An 18,395-nucleotide genomic window follows, 5' to 3' on the forward strand; every position below is an offset into this window, starting at 1 on the left:
GTTCCATTGTGCTCCTGCGGTTACTCGTCGCACCTGCGCTTCAATTAACTAGTGTGTATTTATCCATCATTGCAACGAATTCTATTTTTAGTGACAATCATTTGCATCGTGAGCGATACAAAGGTAGCAGGAATACTTCTTCTACACTATTTGCTCAAAATACCAGAATTTCAGTGTTTATCATGCAAACCACTGCACTTTTCCATTATTTAAAGTACCAGTGACTTTCTGTACTTAAAAAGCATATACTCCCTTCTTTTTAAGTTGTATTTTCATTTGTGATCAATTCGAAAACATTTACTTGATTTAAGCGGAAGGCGGCGACTCCTACGGGACTAGTGGGACAGGTGAGACACCCGCAGTGGAGCACCAATGGAACAAAGGCTACGGACGCCACATCATGTGGCAACGCCTTCGTGACCAACATCCTGTTGGCCCGAGGAGGCTCGCCGCCCGCCCCGTGGAAAGCGTCCGCCTGGAGCGCAAATCAGCGGTATCATACTAGAACCTACTCCTTAAAATACCGGGAATACTGGATTCATGGCTCACTAAATTTATATAGTTTCTTATCTTTCAAGAAAAGAGCCGCATCTCTGCGACTCTTCACAACCCTGTAATAGCCCCAAATACTAAAGCCAACGCGATGACAAAAGCAGGATGCAACTTTACTTTTTCCAATAAAATATAACTTGCCACCATTATAATGACTGTGTAGCTTATGCCAACACCTTCTACCGATTCTATTCCAAATCGAATCGTCATAAACCCAAGTAGAATAGCTATGACCGGTCTAATGAGTTTCGTTAAGTTTTTCACTTCTGGTTCGTCTTTGTACTTCATTAATATGACCATCATACCGATCATTAGGATTAAAGATGGAGCAACAGTTGCAAATAGAGCAACGATCGACCCTACTATACCCGCTTCTGCGTAGCCAATATATCCAGCCATTTTTGTTGCAATGGGACCAGGCAATGAATTTCCAATCGCGACTATCTCACTAAATTCTTGTGTAGTCAACCATTCATATTTCCCTACTACTTCATGTTCAACTAAAGGAATGGAAGCAGGTCCTCCACCATAACCTAAAATCCCTGGAATAAAGAAAGCTAAAAATAAATGCCAGTAAAGAATCATTCTTTTTTCCTCCTTTTTAAAAGAGGCGAGAAGACTACTAAGATACAGCCCAAAATAACAAATGCCGGATGAATATGCAAAGCTTCTATTAGAATGCCTGATAGAGTCAACAATAAGATAGCACGCATCCACCCAAGTGTTTCACCTGATTTCTTAATGAAATCCCATGTTAATACAGCGAGCATGACGGCAACAACCGGAACAACAGATGCCGACATATGTTGCACCCAGGGAATGTCTTTATATGTTTGTAGCAGTCCTAGAAAAACTATCATTAACACTACGGTCGGAATGACAGAGGCAAACAGTGCATTTATACATCCCCATATCCCAGCTACCCGATAGCCAACATATCCTGCCATTTTTGTGCCAATAGGACCAGGCAATGTATTTGCAAGCGCGAGCGTGTCGCCAAATTCATCATCAGTCATCCATTCATATTTTTTAACGACTTCTTGACGGACTAAAGGAATTGAGGATGGTCCTCCTCCAAACCCAAGCATGCCAATTCGAAAAAAAGCGAGCCCAATATTGCGGTGAAGAACTAGACCGGGACGTTCGGTGATGTTCTTCGACCCTTTATCCTCTACCAAGCTGCGATGGTTCCATCCGTTCGGGATTCCGTACCACCTTGTAATACACCCGTATCAGGGTTTCGCCAAATGATTTGGCCACGTCCAAAGCTACCACCATCTGATGTCACATGGATATCATGGCCTTTTCTAATCAAGCTCTGTACCAAGTAGTTCGGAAACTCGGGCTCTACATAGACAGTTTTCCCTTTCATCCACTGCCAACGAGGCATATCCAAGGTTGCTTGCGGATTTAATAAAAAGTCCACTGTATTCGTTACCACTTGGAAGTGTCCTTGGGGTTGCATATAACCACCCATTACACCGAAAGGTCCAACCGCTTGCCCATCTTTGGTTAGAAATCCTGGAATGATCGTATGATACGTTCTCTTCCCTGGTTTCAATACATTTGGATGAGCTTCATCTAACGAAAAGTCATGCCCTCTGTTTTGCAAACCAATTCCGGTGCCTGGGACCACGATACCTGAACCAAAGCCCATATAGTTACTTTGAATATATGAAATCATATTGCCTTCATCATCAGCTGCAGCTAAATAAACCGTGCCGCCTTTCGGAAGTTCATACGGCTCCGGATTGCTTGCGGTATCACTGATTGTTCCAGCTCGTTCTTTCGCATATTCTTGTGAAAGTAGGTGCTCTACACTTACAGGCATTTCATCTGGTTCTGTAATGAACGCTTGGCCGTCGGTAAATGCTAGTTTCATTGCTTCAATCTGTTGATGGAATGTATCAGCATTTTGCCAAGCAGGTTTATCTAGTTGCTGAAAGACATTTAACGCCATTTGGGCGACCATCCCTTGACCATTTGGCGGGATTTCCCACACCTCATAGCCACGATAATTCGAAGAAATTGGTTCAACCCATTGTGGTTTATATGAAGCTAAATCTTCTTTCGATAAGTAACCGTCATGCTTCTTAAAGAAAGCATCAATTTTGTCTGCGATTTCACCTTCGTAAAAATCACGACCATTTGTTTCGCCAATAGCTCTTAACGTCTTTGCATGACCCGGAGATGACCATACTTCACCAATTTCAGGTGCTCGACCATTTGGTGCAAATGTTTCAAACCAAGATGCGAACTCCTCAGTTGTAAAGGTTTCTTTATATTTCTTATATGCAGCTTTCCAATACTTACCGAGGATCGGTGTTAAAGGATAGCCTTCTTCTGCGTAGCGAATAGCCGGAACGAGCACATCTTTTAAAGGGAGCTTTCCGAATTTCTCTGAGAGCTCTGCCCATGCTGCCGGTACACCTGGTACTGTCACAGGAATCACACCGAATACTGGCATTTTTTCATGACCTTTTTTACGTATTGCTTCAGCAGAAATAGATTGCGGTGCTGGACCCGAAGCGTTGAGTCCATGTAGCTTATCTTTTGTCCATACAAGGGCAAATGCATCGCCACCAATTCCATTTGAGGTTGGTTCAACAACTGTCAATGCAGCTGCCGTCGCAATAGCTGCATCAATTGCATTGCCACCTTTCTGCAAGATTTCAAGACCTGCTTGTGCGGCAAGTGGTTGCGATGTTGCGACCATGCCCTTCTTCGCGAAAACCGTATGACGCTTCGCTGCAAATGGGTGGTTTAAGTAATCCATGATGATCCCCCTATATTTGTTTGAATTATTATATTTTGGTGCCTACATAATGACATGCAGCAAAATGACCCGGTTCAATTTCTTGCCAATCTGGTTTATTGATCTTACAAATATCTTGTGCAATCGGACATCGTGTATGAAACGGACAACCGCTTGGAGGGTCTGCTGGATTTGGCAAATCACCTTGCAGTCGGATACGATTTGTGTTTTTTTGAACAGATGGTCGTGGTATTGCCGATAACAAAGCTTGTGTATAGGGATGTAATGGATTTGCAAAAACTCCTTTTACCGTCCCTAATTCCACTGTGTTGCCTAAGTACATAACAAGCACACGATCACAGAAGTAACGGATAACGCCTAAGTCATGTGAAATGAACAAATAGGATAACTGATACTTCTCTTGTAAGGTCTTCAATAATTTTAACACTTGTGCTTGCACAGATACATCTAAAGCTGAAACGGCTTCATCACAAATAACAAAAGATGGGTTTAAAGCAATCGCACGTGCAATGCCGATTCGTTGCCGTTGCCCACCACTAAATTCATGTGGATAGCGCTCAAAATGCTCTTCTTTTAAGCCGACTTCGTTTAATAAATCTATTACACTCGAACGTTTTTCTTTAGCTGACATATTAGTATGCATCGTAAATACTTCTTCTAGAGCATGCCCAATTCGTTGACGTGGATTTAGAGAAGCATATGGATCTTGAAAGATCATCTGCATTTCTTTTACAAACTTTAACTTTTCTTTTCGTTTCAAATCTTGAATTTCTTCATTACGAAAATGGATTTTTCCTTCTGTTAATTCCTCAAGACCTAATATAGCACGACCAAGTGTTGATTTCCCACAACCCGATTCGCCCACTACTCCTAAACTTTCACCTTCAAATAACTGAAGGGACACGTCTTCGACGGCTTTTACGTGTCCTTGAACTCGTTTTAAAATGCCACCTTTAATAGGAAAATACTTTTTTACACCTTTTAACTCGAGGAGTATTTTTTGATCAGATTTGGTTGACAAGGTGACCATGTTTTTCCTCCTCCACTTCTTCATGTAACCAACAACTCACGATATGCCCTTCTTTTGTTGAAAACTCAGGTGGTGCGATTTCACGACATTTATCCGTTGCAAATTTACATCGCGGATGAAAACGACATCCTTGAATTTGTTCATGCAAACTTGGTAGGGACCCTGGAATTGGTTCTAGTTCGAAGTCCGGGTCATCTATGTTTGGCACTGAATTTAGTAAGCCAATTGTGTATGGATGTTTTGGGTTGTTAAATATTTCGGTTACAGTGCCTTCTTCTACTTTTTTTCCTGCATACATAACCATTACGCGATCTGCCACTTCAGCTACAACACCCATATCATGTGTAATCATCATGACGCCCATATTCAACTTTTCTTTGAGCTCATTAATCAAATCTAATATCTGTGCCTGAATTGTTACATCTAAGGCTGTTGTTGGTTCATCCGCAATAAGGAGGCCTGGATTGCAGGCCAGAGCCATTGCAATCATGACACGTTGTCTCATCCCACCACTTAGTTCGTGTGAATATTGTTTCATTCTTTTTTCAGGATATGGGATTCCCACTTGCTTTAATAATTCAATCCCCTGTATCGTAGCAACCTTTTTACTTATCTTTTTGTGTAGCATGAGCGGTTCTCGCAATTGGAATCCTACCGTTAAGACCGGATTTAACGCGGTCATTGGTTCTTGGAATATCATTGAAATTTTGGTGCCACGCATTTTTCTCATTTGTTCATATGGTAAGTTGTGAATCGCTTTACCTTCGTATTTCACTTCCCCGCTAGCAATTCTCCCATTACTAGGTAGTAAACCAATGACAGAAAGGGAGGTAATACTTTTCCCACATCCCGATTCCCCTACGATACATAATGTCTCCCCTTTATTAATTGAAAAGGAGACACCCCGAACAGCTTGCACTTTTCCTTCTGCTGTTCGGAACTCAGTTACTAAATTATTCACTTCTAATAATGTCTCCTGCATGATTTACCCTACTCTCCAGTAACGTCTTTCAAACTCCATTTACCGTTCGGAGCTAATATAAGGCCAGAGTATGCTTTATCCATTGCTGCTGTCACGATACCGTGATACATAACGACTGCTGCATTATCTTTAATCATCATTTGGTTCGCTTGATTAAGAATAACTTTACGTTCTTCTTGATCAATTGTTGTACGAGATTGTACAACTAGCTCATCAAATTCAGGATTATTATATTGTCCACGATTTGATGATCCAATATTATCACTATGGAAGTTTGGATATAGCAATTCGGAGCCGTCACCTGTTACGTTTGACCAGCTTAGGAATGTGATGTCATAATCCCCTGCTCGTGCTGTATCTAAAAATGTTGCCCACTCCATTGACTCAATATCAACCTTGAATCCAGCTTCTGTTAACTGAGCTTGAACAATTTCTGCCATTAAAACAAAATTGGCGCGATTGGCTGTTAATAATTTAATTGGTTTGTCAGCATACCCATTTTTCTGAACTAAAGCTTTTGCTGCTTCTAAATCATAAGGAGTTCCTGCATTGTCAGCAGATGCATCATAACCAAATACCTCCGGTCCAATAACACTATCACTGCGAACACCTAATCCGTTTAATTTTGATACAAATGCATCGCGGTCAATTGCAGCCGCAACAGCTTCACGGAACTCTGGATCTTGATTCATCTCTTTTGAATGGTTAAATGTTAAGTAATAAACAGGAGTTCCTTCTTTTTTCTCAATATTAATGTTATCCATTGCTTCAAGACGCTCAATTTGTTCTGTCGGTAAATTATCTATAAATTGGACCTCTCCCGTTTGGAGCATTGAAATAGCTGTAGAAATTTCAGGAACTACTTTTAAAATTACCTTCTTAAGTGCAGGTGCTCCATCCCAATATTCTTCGTTTGCTTCTAATTCAACTCGATCACCAGGCGTCCAGCTAACAAATTTAAATGGACCTGTTCCTACTGGATTACTCATTAAATCTAGTTCCTTGTCCGCTGTTGGGCTAACAATTGCAGCATTTGAATGTGATAATGCAGCTAAAAATGCACCGTATGGATATTTCGTTTTAATTTCCACTGTATTCTCATCAATTACCGTAATCGTATCTACTGGCTCAAGTAACGATGCACGTGGTGCAGCTGTTGCTGGATCACGTAATTTATCAAATGTATATTTTACAGCTTCTGCATTAAATGGAGTCCCATCATGGAATTTAATACCTTCCTTAAGTTTAATTACCCATGTGTTCTCATCTGTATTTTCGAAAGATTCCGCCAATCTAGGCTCGATTTCTTTTGTATCATCATTACGCTCAAATAATTTTTCAAAAACATGCTCCGTAATATTTGCTGATACTGAGTCATTTGTTAAAATTGGCGACATTCCAACTACATCAGAGGTGGATGCATACGTGAATGTTTCATTGCTTGTTGACTCAGCTTTTTCTGGTTCTTTAGTATCTTCTTTAGAATTTTCTTTAGGTGGTGCTGATGCAGATTCACCACTAGAACAAGCTGTTAAAAACAGTAATACCAACAATAAAAGAGTTAACCATACATTTTTCTTCATTATTTTTCCCCCATTTTTTATATTATTATTAATGTCTGGCTACTAGCGCCAACTCACGGGCTCTTTAAGGGTAGAAAGGAATTCAACTTCATCCTTATAGTATCCGATTCCGCGTTAGTGCTTTTCGCTTTTCATTGAATATCCATATTTGGATCTAGTGCATCTCTTAATCCATCTCCTACTACATTAAAAGCAAAAACTATTAACATAATTGCAATACCAGGCACTATCGTTAGATGTGGAGATGTCCACATATAAGCTTGACCTTGCGCAATCATAGCACCCCATTCAGGTGTTGGTGGTTGAGCTCCTAATCCTAAAAAACTTAACGAGGCTGTCGATAATATGGCAGTTGCCATTCTCATTGTTCCAAAAACGATGATCGGTGCGAATGCATTAGGCAATATATGACGCATCATAATCCGGAAATCCGAAGCTCCTAGAGACTTGATTGCCATAATGTATTCTTTTTCTTTAATCGATAAAACTGACCCTCTTACTATTCTGGCACATGTTGGAATGGACCAAATACTGATTGCAATAGCAACATTTACTAGATTCGTCCCTAAAACGGCGATAATTAACATTGCCAGCAAAATTCCTGGGAACGAGAACAACAAATCAACGACTCGCATGATAATACCATCTAGTTTTTTATAGTACCCTCCAAGAAGTCCTAACGTAATTCCTCCTATTAATCCTAAAGAAACTGCTGTCACGCCTACTAATAAAGAAATTCGTGCTCCATAGACAATCCGAGACCATACATCTCTTCCATAGTTATCAGTTCCTAACCAATGACCTTCGGAGAACACGGGTAACTCACTGGCGATCAAATTTTGTTTAACTGGATCATGTGTGGCAATAATTGGTGCAAATATCGCCATTGTGATTTGGACAAGGATGATGATTATTCCCGCAATCGCTAGTTTATTTTTTAGTAATCTTTTTAGTGTTGTTATATATACTTTTTCTTTTTTCTTAATACCTGATGTTCGTATATCTGTTGTTAATATCGCATTTGTCATATGGATTCTCCTTTCATCAGTCGTAGCTAATTCGCGGATCAATATAGGTATAAACGATATCCACGATTAAATTCACGACTACAAACAGAGTGGCTACTAACAATACCGAACCTTGAACCATTGGAAAATCCCTCATTGCAATAGAGTCAATCATTAATCTTCCTACACCATTTATAGCAAAAACTTTTTCAGTAATAATTGTTCCACCAAGTAAAAACCCAAAATTTAGTCCAATAACTGTAATTACTGGAATCATTGCATTCTTTAAAGTGTGGACCCAAATTACATTTCTTTCTTTAACGCCTTTCGCTCTTGCAGTTCTTACGTAATCCGCTTTGATGACTTCAAGCATTGAAGACCTCGCCATCCGAGCAATCATTGCAGCGGAACCCGTACCAAGCGTAATGGCAGGTAATATCAATTGTTTGATTCCTTCCACTGTGTAAAAAGGTTCAGATAATCCACCTACAGGAAGCCACTGTAGATTGACTGCAAACACTAATATTAAGAGTGCTCCTAACCAAAAGTTTGGAATGGATATACCCGCAAGTGCAAAAGTTGTTGTTGATACGTCTAACCAAGAATTATGTCTCAATGCGGATATCAATCCTGCGATTATCCCAATAACTACCGCAACAATCATACTCGCTATTGCAAGTTTTAATGTATTCGGAAAACGGACTACAATTGCTTCTGAAACAGCTTGTCTTGTTTGATAGGAGTAGCCAAAATCACCTTGTGCAGCATTTTTCACATATCTTCCATATTGAACTATAAATGGATCATTTAAGCCCAGATTTTCACTAATGGCTTCCAAGTCTGATTCTGTTGCAGTAGGTCCACCCACCATTGTTGCTGGATCTCCAGGAGCTATGTACATGGATGAAAATACTAGAAATGAAATTCCGAGTAATAAAAATACAAGTTGTATGCCCCTTCGAACAATCAAAGCTATCATATACTCCCCCACCCTCTTACGATTGTTAATCAATTCAATCAATTTAATTAACAAAAGGTTATTATTTGTTAGTTTTGATTATAAATCATAGCACCCTATAAATCTACATGAATATTCAAATAAATTAAATTTTTTTGATTTATATTAACTTTTTGGTTTCATTTAGGTATTTAGTCATTACATTTCGGAATAAAAATACCAAAATATCTAACGTATCGATTTCTATAGTACGAAACATTCATGTATACGTTTTCAACCATTTTGTTAAGAGAAACATTACCATAGAAAAGCACACCTTGTATCCATAAAGGTGTGAGCTAAATTATAAATATTTTCTAATATTGATATTCGTAAAACCATACTTTTTATCAATCCAAAAAGACCCCTTACATTTCATCAGAAATGTAAGGGGTCTTCAATGTCTCGTATTTTATAATTTTAGACCACTTCTACTTTTAAAGCGTCTTAATAATATGTGACTCTCCACGCGTGTAATACCCTCTAAAGCATATAACTCTTCATTAATAAACTTCTCTAGATTGGAGAAATCATCTACTAATACATGCATATGAAGCGTAGATGGTCCCGTCATTTGGTAGCAACTTGCTACACTCGGATTATCTGCAAGATTTTCAGCTACTTGCACTAGTGAAGAAGGCTCACAGTCCACTTCAAAAAATCCGGAAACGCTTTTTCCAACTTTTTCCGAATTAATTACCACCGTAAATTTTTCAATAACTCCTGCTCCTTGCAGTTGATTAACTCTTTCACGAACGGCCACCCTGGATATGTTAAGGTCTTTCCCTATATCAACATACGATATTCGTCCATTGCCAGTTAACAATTCTAAAATACGTTTATCTGTGTCATCTAAGCGCATATGCAACCTACTTTCTACCACTGTATAGGTATTATACGAAAATGTGGTTCAAATAGAAAGTGAAATTAGAAATAATCTTACATCTTGTTTCCTAGTAAAAGGTTATTCTAACAAAGTGAAATAAATTCTCGAATGTTTCTACTCAGAAAAACACCTAGCCTCAAAAAGAGCTATTTTCCCACTTATTTACCTTGTATTCCCATTTCTTCCTTCACAACTTTAACAATACGTTCTAAATATCGTTCACAATCTTCTTTTGTTAAGGATTCTACCATTACACGCACTAATGGTTCTGTACCTGAAGGACGTACGAGAACGCGACCGTTACCAGCCATTTCTTCTTCCACTTCAGCGATGATAGCTGCCACTTTCGCATTATCCGTCACGCCATGCTTGTCTTTCACTCGCACGTTCACAAGCTTTTGAGGGAATATTTTCATCTCTCCTGCAAGTTCAGACAATTTTTTACCTGTCAGTTTCATAATGTTGACAAGCTGAAGTCCTGTTAACAGACCATCACCGGTTGAATTATAATCTAAAAACACAATGTGTCCAGATTGTTCTCCACCTAAATTATAGCCTTTATTTTTCATTTCCTCGACCACATAGCGATCGCCAACTGCAGTTTTTACACTCTTTATCCCAAGTGCTTCAAGCGCTTTATAGAAGCCCATGTTACTCATTACTGTGGAAACAACGGTATCGTGTTTCAAACGACCTTCGTTAAATAAATGTTTTGCACATATGTACATGATTTGATCGCCATCCACTATGCGTCCTTTTTCATCTACTGCAATCAATCTGTCTCCATCACCATCAAACGCAAGTCCAACATTAGCGCCTTTATCTACGACAAATTTAGCTAATACTTCTGGGTGAGTAGATCCAACATTTTCATTAATGTTTAAACCGTTTGGTGATGCACCCATAGTTGAAAGGTCAGCATCTAAATCGGCAAATACGTGAGTTGCTATAGCTGAAGTTGCACCATGTGCACAATCAAGCGCTACATGTATATCAACAAAATCTTCATCCAAAGTTGTCTTTAAGTAGCTAATATACTTTTGACCGCCTTCAAAATAATCTGTTACAGTCCCTATATCGCCACCCACTGGTCTAGGCAGTTGATCTACCTCTGCATCAATTAAGGCTTCGATTTCTGCTTCTTGATCATCTGACAATTTAAAACCATTCGAACCAAAAAACTTTATGCCGTTATCAGCCATTGGATTGTGAGAAGCGGAAATCATGACTCCAGCTTCTGCACTCATCACACGTGTTAGGTAAGAAACCCCAGGTGTACTAATAACTCCTAAACGCATAACTTCTGCACCAATAGATAAAAGACCTGCCACTAGAGCACCTTCTAACATATGTCCGGAAATTCGAGTGTCTCGACCAATTAAAACTTTTGGACGATTGGTTGTACCTTTTGTTAATACGTATCCACCAATGCGTCCTAATTTAAATGCTAGTTCTGGTGTTAGTTCACTATTTGCAATACCTCTTACACCGTCAGTTCCAAAATATTTACCCATATATCTATCTCTCCTTAAAATCCAAACTTAAGCTCGCAATACATCTACAGTTACAGAAGGTGTAGATACCTTCCATGTCACATTATCAGGCCCTTGAACTATGACCTCAAATAGATTTTCACCGATTTTTGCATCCCTTGCATCTACATAAACTTGAAAATCCGATGTACTTAATGTGCTTAAGAACTGATCTTCACCTTGTATTGTCAGTACTAGTTGTCCACTTTCGGGTCGAATAAAAGAATATTGATCCGTTTCATTTAAACCTCTTACTTCTACGTTCACATCAGCAAATACCCTAATAGCCGAATCAGTTTGCGTAGAATCATCAGGCACCGCTTCTTCTTCAACAGCTAGTACGACATCCGCATCCACTTCTACTTCAGACTCTGACATTCGAGAAACACCTTCAGGTAATGGTATTTCTAGTGTGAGACTTTCAGAATCATCTATTTTGCTTACGTCAACATCAACTACTATTTCTCTTAAAGAATCAACCACCGTTTGTTTACCAAACACACGAACATTTGTAAAAGATGGTGTTAGACTATTAATCGTTACACCTTCTTTTGGGGTCCCTATTCTGCGTAAACTTATGGGTACTTCTTGGCTATATTCTTCAATTTCTATTGTCACATTGACCAGTGCTGGCTCAATTGTGACATTTAACTTGGACAAATCCTTATCAAGTACTTTTACACTAGCTTCTTGTGTGAATGTCTCATTAAGTCCTTGGTCTCCAGCAACTGTTGCTTTAACAAAGCTAATACTTTCAATAACACTTTTGGCTCCTGTAATTTGAATCCGTTCTGGATCTGATTTCATACTCGTCACGATAAAGTTATCAGCTAGTAATCGCGTGTTTATTTCAGGTTCAACACGTAGTTCACGAGTAATTCGTTCTTCAATATTAACCTTAATGAAAGCAGGTTCAAAACGGACTTGAAGTTTGTCTGATAAATTTTCAACTTGTGGCTCGACCTCGTGTTCTCCCATATTTAAATTACGTAAATCCACAAAAACTGTAAAGTCTTGCAACTGTTTTGCAGTTTGCACAAGTGATGTTGGGCCTATTATAGTCATATCAACAGTTTTAGGCACACCCGTTAAAACCAGATTTTCATCGTCATAATAAACTTCAACGGGTACATCGCGAATGACATCAGTCATATTGCCTGTTCCAGCATTTAGGTTTTGTTCATCCGACTTGACGGTGAAAAATAAAAGCATGGCAAGTAACAGCGCTGTGATTCTCAAAAACCAAGGGCTATCCATCAATTTATCCATTCTTTTTCCCCCTCCACGTCCATATAGAACTATTTACAAGTTCGGGTTCAGGGCCAAACCATGCTTTACGCAAGCGTGTTTCAAATTCTTCTATAGATAAATCCCGGTGCAGGTCTCCATTGGATGTTAGACTTATCGCACCTGTTTCTTCAGAAACAATAATCGTGATCGCATCTGTCACTTCACTAATACCAAGTGCAGCACGATGTCGCGTTCCGAGCTCTTTTGAAATAAATGGGCTTTCAGATAAAGGCAAATAACACGCAGCTGCAGCTATTTGATTTTTTTGCATAATTACCGCTCCATCATGAAGTGGTGTATTAGGAATAAATATATTAATTAATAATTCTGAGGTAGTAATAGAATTCATTGGAATTCCTGTCTCAATATATTCATTTAAACCTGTTTCGCGTTCAATTGAAATTAATGCACCAATACGACGCTTCGCCATATAAATAATTGACTTTTTCATCGCTTCAATTAAACGATTTTGTTCTTCTGCTTCTTGTAGAATTGTACGGGCAAATAACTTACCTCGCCCTAATTGTTCAAGAGCACGTCTTAACTCAGGCTGGAAAATGATAATAATAGCTAAGAAAGCCCAGTTGGTGACTTCTTCCATTATCCAAAAAAGTGTATCTAGTCCAAATACATCAGTAAGCATTTGAACAATTATTATAACAAATATCCCTTTTAATAATTGAACAGCTTTCGTTCCTTTTATTAAAGTAATAACTTTGTATAAGACAAACCATACTAGTAATACATCAATTATATTTACGAGTAGGTTTACCGGTGCTAATTCTGTAAATTGATCAATAAACGGCATGTGGCATCCCCCACTTTTTATCTATGCATTTAAAAATATTATAACATAAAGTTACAATACTCTGCTTTGTCCAAACCAAAAAATAGAAAGTTAACCCCTTTTTAAGCAATAAAATAACCATTTAGAATAAAATATTAATGAATCCCATCCATAAAGACAATAAAATAAGCTAATCACCTATATATAGTGGTGATTAGCTTACTTTCCTTCTTTACCATTTAAAAAGGATGTAACATCTTTCGCCCCTGCTTTCATTTTGTACCAGAGCCAATCAAAAACTTGATTGATTTCTTCTATTTCACCTGTCACATTTGCTGTCGACGCCATATATTGTGTTCCATTGATTACCGTTACATCGCCAACTACTTCTCCGTCAATTTGAATATCCCCATTTTTTACAACCATATCCCCAAATACCGTCTCACCGAGTGGAACAATGACTTTCTCGCCTTCGACCACAATATTCGATTGTTTTGTAAATGAGAACTGTTGATCATCATTGAAGCTTGAGAATAGTGATGCACTCATCAAAATCATAAACAAGGCTGCCGCTGTTACTATTGGGTGGCTATGGAACCAACGTTTCATATTAACTTTGGACTTTTCTTTTGGCAAGCGGGCAGTTACTCCTTCTGCAAATCCTATAGGTGCTGTAATATGTGAAGCGCTCTGTACAAACGCAACAACTCTACTTAACTCATGCATATGTTTTTGACAAGACGCGCAACTCGACAAATGTGCCTTTAATTCCAGCTCATGTTCAGGACTAATTTCGCCATCTAAATATTCATGCATATAGTGAACGATATAATCTGGGCACATATTCATGGTAACTCCTCCTACATATTACTCAATTGCTTTCTAAGCGCCTCTCGCCCTCTATGGACACGCGTTTTTACAGTTCCAAGCGGCATATCTAAGATGTCACTTATCTCTTGAAGCGGTAAATCTTCTAAATATTTAAGTACAATTACAGCACGGTACTTGTCAGGCAATCGACTAATTTCATATTGAACACGGTCCTGCATCTCCATTTTCAATACTTCTTCTTCCGGCAAATCATCAGTTGAAGCCACTTGTGAATACATAGTCAATCCATCTGTACCAGTGACATCTGCATCTAAAGAAAAATCAGGTTTCTTCTTACGTATACGATCAATACATAAATTGGTTCCAATGCGGTACAACCATGTTGAAAATTTCCGGTTTGTATCAAAAGTATGTATGTTAACAAATGCTCGGACAAATGCTTCTTGCGCAATATCTTCTGCTTCATGTTTGTTGCCAAGCATACGGTAACACACTCGATACAATTTATCCTGAAACAGTTCGACAATCTCCGCGAATGCATTTTGATCGCCCTTTAGCACTTCTTTTATTCTCTTGTTGACCAACGCATCCATCGTAAATTTCCCTCCGCCCGTGCGGCTGTCTCTCTTATACGAAGTAAAGGATAGACAGGTTTCATTTTTTTCAAATTAATTTTATTATATCAGAACTCATTTCTAAATACTTACAATTATTTAAAAAATATAAACTAACTTAGATAGCCTTCTAAGTTTAAGTTCAGATAAAAAAAACTGTTCAACCTTAGCATAAATGCTGGCTGAACAGTTAAAAACTCAGAATGTATTTACGCTAATTTTTCTCCGAATAGTGAACCCATAAGTGCAACAGCCACATCAGCTGTTCTATTCTTTTCATCCAAAATCGGATTTACTTCTACAAATTCAGCCGATGTAATTATCTCAGATGTATACAATAATTCCATAGCTAGGTGACTTTCTCGATAGGTAATTCCCCCTGGTACAGGTGTACCAACACCTGGTGTGTATAGTGGGTCTATTCCATCTAAGTCTAGAGATAAATGGACTCCATCTACTTTACGTTCTTTAAAGTAAGCCAGTGTTTGATCCATAACTTCTGTCATTCCAAGTTTATCAATATCATGCATCGTGAATACTTTAATCCCTTTATCTCTAATTAATTCACGCTCACCTGGATCAACCGATCGTGCACCTATTATGACTATATTTTCGGGTTTAACTTTAGGTGAAAAACCTCTAATATTAACTAATTCTTCTTGACCTATGCCTATGCTAATCGCAAGTGGCATCCCGTGAATATTCCCAGAAGGTGATGTATCTCCTGTATTTAAATCAGCATGTGCATCATACCAAATAACACCTAAATTTTCATAACGATCTCCTAAACCAGCTAGCGTTCCAATTGCAATACTGTGGTCGCCACCTAGAACCAATGGAAATTGACCATTTTCCATTACTTCATTAACTTTAGTTGCAAGAGCATTACAAGCTTCCGTAACTTCAGTTAAGTTGCGAAGAAGTTGCGAAGGTTCAGTTTTTTTTCTTGCTGCTTCAATTCGGATGTCACCCTCATCTTTTACTTGATGACCGATTTCTTCTAATCTTTTTACCATTCCTGCATATCGAATGGCACTCGGTCCCATATCAACCCCACGACGAGCTTGACCTAGATCCATTGGTACTCCGATTACTGAGATATTTAATTTTTTATTCATTATTTTATACTCCTCCGTTTCCATGAATCAATTGTAAACTAAGAAGAGCACTTGACTCAACTTAACACCATTATGTATAATTATGCATACGCTCTTCCAGTTTATATTTTATGAGTTTCCATTCCTCTTGGATAATGGAGTAAAGAACCGCATTACGTGGTCTTCCAGTCGAGCGAATACGTTCATTACGCAAAATACCTTCTTTTGTAGCACCAATACGTTCAATAGCTTTTTGAGATATTAAATTCTCCTCATCTGTTTTCAATTGAACACGAATCATTCCAAGTGTTTCAAATACATATTTAAACAGCAACCATTTAACTGTTGTATTAATATGTGTTCGTTGAAAGTTCTTACCATAATAAGTTGAGCCTATTTCACACGATTTATTCGTATAATCAAAATTATAAATACGGGTGGATCCAAATAATTCGTCTGTTTGTGAATGAGCAACAACAAATACAATAGTAGTATTCGAATTCTCCATTTGTTCGAAGCCATCTCTCATCCATTTATCAAACTCTTCAAAAGTCTTAATCTCATTGAGCATATATAAAAAGGTTTGTGGTGTCGTCAATTTCCATAAACGTTTAATATCAGATTCCTTCATCGGTCGTACCATTACGTCATCATGGTGCAATGTCACTGTCATATCCAAACACTCCTTCTATCGCAATAGCGCATAGCTTCAAACACCAAACTGTCAGGATGCTAAAAGTACGTCTTTCCCCCTTCCGACATCGGAATAGCTAAAAGACGTACGTTTTCTCTTATCTATCTATAGTACAAAAGGTTTTCCAATATAAACAGATTGTGGTCTAAAAATTGTATTATCTTCAGCCTGTTCCATGGCATGAGCGGTCCATCCAACAATCCTTGCCATGCTAAATGTAGGTGTGAATAGAGCTGGATCAAGATCTATTGCTCGCATAATTGCCGCTGCATAAAATTCTACATTTGTATATAACTTGCGGTTAGGTTTACGTTCGTTTAACATCTGAATTATTTCTTTTTCTGCATAAGTCGCTAAATCTAACCACGGGTCTTCACCCTGCAAAGCTAAACACTTTTCGCGAAGCAAAATTGAACGAGGGTCGTCAGTTTTATATATCCGATGACCGAATCCCATAATTCGCTCACCTTTTGCAAGTCTTTTCTCTATAACAGGACGCACACGATCAGGTGACTTTATATCATCCAATAAATCTAATACTCCTGAAGGTGCTCCTCCATGCAACGGACCTTTCATTGTGCCAAGAGCCGATGTAATTGCTGAAGGAATATCAGACTCAGTTGAGATTGTTACCCGTGCCGCAAATGTCGATGCATTTAAACCATGCTCCATAGTTAGCAACAGATACGTCTCTAGCGCTTCAACTTGTGCAGGTGTTGGGGATATCCCTGTTAATAAGTATAAAAAATTTGCTGTATGTCCAAGATTTTCTCTTGATTGCAAAAATCCTAATCCCTGTTGTCTTCGATAATACAATGCGATGATTACTGGACAAGCTGCTGTTACTATTACTGATTGTTCATACTTAGATTTAGCCAGGAATGACGGTGTTCCGTATGCCGAAACTGCTAACTTTAATACGTCCATTACTTGTAAATTAATCGGCAAAACTTGTAGTAAATTATACACATGTTGTGGAAGTATTCTTCCTTCAATAAATAAAGTTGACGCCGAATTCTTATTTCCTGTCCATAAGAATGTGGATAACTCTTCGAATGTGGTATTTGAAATCACCTTATCCACAAGTTCTCCACGATAACGTAATTCTCCTTTTTCTCCGTCCACTGACGAAATCTTGGTTTGAACTGCCACTATATCTTTTAATCCTTTTTGAAACATATTATCTCCCCCTATATTTGCAGTATACGTTTTCAAGTTGATTATAAAAATTAAATAGTTATAATTAAATCAATTAACTTTCTTAATCAAGGGGGTATTAAATGGAACTAAATTGGCTTAAAACCTTTAGCATGGCTGCAAAAACACTAAATTTCCGCATAACATCTGAACAACTGTTGATGTCTCAACCAAGTGTGACGGTTCACATTAAATTACTCGAAGAATATTTAGGTATCTCTTTATTTGAGCGCAATAAGAATCGAGTAACACTAACAGAGGCAGGTAAGGTATTCATAGAAAAGGCAGACAACCTTCTTCTGCAATTTGAAGAAAGTGTTCAAACCATTCAATCGTATAAGCAAGGATTTAGAAAAAATTGGACAATTGCCATATCACCATTACTTGCAGAAACAATTCTACCTTATATCCTAAGAACCTTTATGAAACAACATCCAGACTTAGAAATTACAGATTTTCCGAACGAGAAAGCCCACTCCTTTAGGTGTGGGATGATAGTGAGGTCAAATACGGAGTACCACTGATAAACCAAAGGTTTGT

General features: G+C 38.3%; 19 protein-coding genes. 2 read left to right on the top strand and 17 right to left on the bottom strand.

Features of this window, described 5'->3' with window-relative positions:
* Positions 1 to 224 (top strand): hypothetical protein (locus B371_RS24085; RefSeq protein WP_237721528.1); only part of this gene is annotated, 224 nt, incomplete at its 5' end.
* Positions 225 to 603: 379 nt separating this feature from the next.
* Here B371_RS24085 and B371_RS0110375 read toward each other — a convergent pair.
* The 17 genes from B371_RS0110375 to B371_RS0110455 all read right to left on the bottom strand — a co-directional run bounded on the left by B371_RS0110375 (position 604) and on the right by B371_RS0110455 (position 17,837).
* Positions 604 to 1,134 carry a chromate transporter gene (locus B371_RS0110375; protein ID WP_026023022.1) on the bottom strand — a complete coding sequence of 177 codons (531 nt, stop codon included), beginning with the start codon at positions 1,132 to 1,134 and terminating at the stop codon, positions 604 to 606.
* Positions 1,134 to 1,730 (bottom strand): chromate transporter, encoded by a 597-nt coding sequence (locus B371_RS0110380; RefSeq protein ID WP_019414248.1) that lies wholly within the window; start codon positions 1,728 to 1,730, stop codon positions 1,134 to 1,136. Before B371_RS0110380 ends, B371_RS0110375 begins: the two co-directional genes overlap by 1 nt.
* Positions 1,724 to 3,328: a gamma-glutamyltransferase family protein gene (locus B371_RS0110385; protein ID WP_019414249.1), complete on the bottom strand. Its 1,605-nt coding sequence runs from the start codon at positions 3,326 to 3,328 to the stop codon at positions 1,724 to 1,726. Before B371_RS0110385 ends, B371_RS0110380 begins: the two co-directional genes overlap by 7 nt.
* 28 nt (positions 3,329 to 3,356) lie before the next feature.
* A complete protein-coding gene (locus B371_RS0110390) occupies positions 3,357 to 4,358 on the bottom strand; it encodes an ABC transporter ATP-binding protein (protein WP_019414250.1) in 1,002 nt (333 codons plus the stop codon).
* Positions 4,333 to 5,340 (bottom strand): ABC transporter ATP-binding protein, encoded by a 1,008-nt coding sequence (locus B371_RS0110395; RefSeq protein ID WP_019414251.1) that lies wholly within the window; start codon positions 5,338 to 5,340, stop codon positions 4,333 to 4,335. Before B371_RS0110395 ends, B371_RS0110390 begins: the two co-directional genes overlap by 26 nt.
* A gap of 8 nt (positions 5,341 to 5,348) precedes the next feature.
* Positions 5,349 to 6,923 (bottom strand): ABC transporter substrate-binding protein, encoded by a 1,575-nt coding sequence (locus tag B371_RS0110400; RefSeq protein ID WP_019414252.1) that lies wholly within the window; start codon positions 6,921 to 6,923, stop codon positions 5,349 to 5,351.
* Positions 6,924 to 7,054: 131 nt separating this feature from the next.
* Positions 7,055 to 7,951 carry an ABC transporter permease gene (locus B371_RS0110405; protein ID WP_019414253.1) on the bottom strand — a complete coding sequence of 299 codons (897 nt, stop codon included), beginning with the start codon at positions 7,949 to 7,951 and terminating at the stop codon, positions 7,055 to 7,057.
* Positions 7,952 to 7,967: 16 nt separating this feature from the next.
* Complete coding sequence (locus tag B371_RS0110410; protein WP_019414254.1) at positions 7,968 to 8,909, bottom strand: ABC transporter permease; 942 nt, start codon at positions 8,907 to 8,909, stop codon at positions 7,968 to 7,970.
* A gap of 430 nt (positions 8,910 to 9,339) precedes the next feature.
* A complete protein-coding gene (locus B371_RS0110415; RefSeq protein ID WP_019414255.1) occupies positions 9,340 to 9,789 on the bottom strand; it encodes an Lrp/AsnC family transcriptional regulator in 450 nt (149 codons plus the stop codon).
* 182 nt (positions 9,790 to 9,971) lie between these two features.
* Positions 9,972 to 11,327 carry a phosphoglucosamine mutase gene (glmM, locus tag B371_RS0110420; protein ID WP_019414256.1) on the bottom strand — a complete coding sequence of 452 codons (1,356 nt, stop codon included), beginning with the start codon at positions 11,325 to 11,327 and terminating at the stop codon, positions 9,972 to 9,974.
* Between the two features lie 27 nt (positions 11,328 to 11,354).
* Positions 11,355 to 12,614, bottom strand: coding sequence for a YbbR-like domain-containing protein (locus B371_RS0110425; RefSeq protein WP_019414257.1), 1,260 nt, complete (start codon positions 12,612 to 12,614; stop codon positions 11,355 to 11,357).
* Positions 12,607 to 13,443, bottom strand: a complete 837-nt coding sequence (gene cdaA, locus B371_RS0110430; protein ID WP_019414258.1) for a diadenylate cyclase CdaA — start codon at positions 13,441 to 13,443, stop codon at positions 12,607 to 12,609. Before cdaA ends, B371_RS0110425 begins: the two co-directional genes overlap by 8 nt.
* Before the next feature lie 198 nt (positions 13,444 to 13,641).
* Positions 13,642 to 14,271, bottom strand: coding sequence for an anti-sigma factor (locus tag B371_RS0110435; RefSeq protein ID WP_019414259.1), 630 nt, complete (start codon positions 14,269 to 14,271; stop codon positions 13,642 to 13,644).
* Positions 14,272 to 14,282: 11 nt separating this feature from the next.
* Positions 14,283 to 14,846, bottom strand: a complete 564-nt coding sequence (gene sigW, locus B371_RS0110440; protein WP_019414260.1) for an RNA polymerase sigma factor SigW — start codon at positions 14,844 to 14,846, stop codon at positions 14,283 to 14,285.
* A gap of 230 nt (positions 14,847 to 15,076) precedes the next feature.
* Positions 15,077 to 15,985, bottom strand: a complete 909-nt coding sequence (gene rocF, locus B371_RS0110445) for an arginase (protein WP_019414261.1) — start codon at positions 15,983 to 15,985, stop codon at positions 15,077 to 15,079.
* A gap of 70 nt (positions 15,986 to 16,055) precedes the next feature.
* Positions 16,056 to 16,637, bottom strand: a complete 582-nt coding sequence (locus tag B371_RS0110450; protein WP_019414262.1) for a GNAT family N-acetyltransferase — start codon at positions 16,635 to 16,637, stop codon at positions 16,056 to 16,058.
* A 126-nt stretch (positions 16,638 to 16,763) separates the two neighbouring features.
* Positions 16,764 to 17,837: a citrate/2-methylcitrate synthase gene (locus B371_RS0110455; RefSeq protein WP_019414263.1), complete on the bottom strand. Its 1,074-nt coding sequence runs from the start codon at positions 17,835 to 17,837 to the stop codon at positions 16,764 to 16,766.
* 101 nt (positions 17,838 to 17,938) lie between these two features.
* Here B371_RS0110455 and B371_RS21675 point away from each other — a divergent pair, with 101 nt between their 5' ends.
* Entirely contained in the window at positions 17,939 to 18,379 is a 441-nt protein-coding gene (locus B371_RS21675) for a LysR family transcriptional regulator (RefSeq protein WP_019414264.1), read from the top strand.
* The last annotated feature ends 16 nt before the right edge of the window (positions 18,380 to 18,395 follow it).

It is taken from the genome of Paenisporosarcina sp. TG20 (assembly GCF_000286315.1).
GTDB lineage: Bacteria > Bacillota > Bacilli > Bacillales_A > Planococcaceae > Paenisporosarcina.